Below are 1,013 nucleotides of genomic sequence, written 5' to 3' on the forward strand. Positions count from 1 at the left end.
GCACTCGATGCTGAGTTTGAAAGGGCGCATGTTGCGGTAGCATCCTTGGGCCTGTACCGAAAAGGGCTAGAAGCAGCCTCGGATTTAAAGTCCAGAGAGTACACGGCGCGAGGAATGCCTTTCGTTACGGCTGGATACGATCTGGATTTCGACCCAAAGCCAGATTTTGTTTTTGAAGTTAAAAACAATAATGAGACAGCGGAAGTTTTTAAGATAATCGATTGGTACGCCAAGCTCCAGAGCAAACAATGTCACCCTTCAAAAATCAGAGAATATGCCGAAAATCATTTGGACTTTTCAAATAAAATTAAATGCTTTTTGGTTGATTGAACTTAAAAAAGGAATTCAAAATTGAAATTGGCATTTATCATTACAGGCCTTGGATTAGGTGGCGCAGAAAAGCAAGTTTCCGCCCTAATTGACGAATTTAAAAGCCAAGACGATGAGATTATCCTGATTTCCTTGACCGGTGAAACCATAGTCACACCAAAAGATCAAACGATTAAAATATATAGCCTGATGATGAAAAAAAACCCTTGGTCGCAATTAGTTGCCGCATATACGATCATCAAAACTCTTAGGAACTTTAAACCAGATGTGATTCACAGCCATATGTTTCATGCCAATATCCTAGCTAGAATTTATCGATTATTTTGCCTTCCAAATGCACTAATTTGCACTGCCCACAACACCAACGAAGGTGGTTTCTTTCACGCATTAGCTTACCGAATTACTGACAGGCTCGCTTCAAAAACAACCAATGTCAGTCAGGAGGCGGTTGATGCTTTTGTACGGTTAAAGGCTGCGCCTGCCCATAGAATTTCAACAGTTCATAACGGCATCGACACACAACTCTTCCATTTTAACCTTGCAGATAGAAAATCTATAAGAGACTCATTGGGCCTGGATAAAGATACTAGTGTCTTTATTAATATTGGCAGATTCCATCCACAAAAAGACCATAAGAACCTCATCACAGCCTTCTCGCAATTAAAAGAAGAAAAAAGAATACT

Annotated in this window: 2 protein-coding genes; both read left to right on the plus strand. The window is 40.1% G+C overall.

Annotated features, from left to right (window positions below; all coding sequences use genetic code 11):
- A partial coding sequence (locus tag AC1DVH_RS31720; RefSeq protein ID WP_477757106.1) for a hypothetical protein occupies positions 1–330 on the plus strand: 330 nt, incomplete at its 5' end.
- Positions 331–351: 21 nt separating this feature from the next.
- A partial coding sequence (locus AC1DVH_RS31725) for a glycosyltransferase (protein ID WP_477757107.1) occupies positions 352–1,013 on the plus strand: 662 nt, incomplete at its 3' end.

The organism is Pseudomonas sp. P4_C3, from assembly GCF_056402075.1.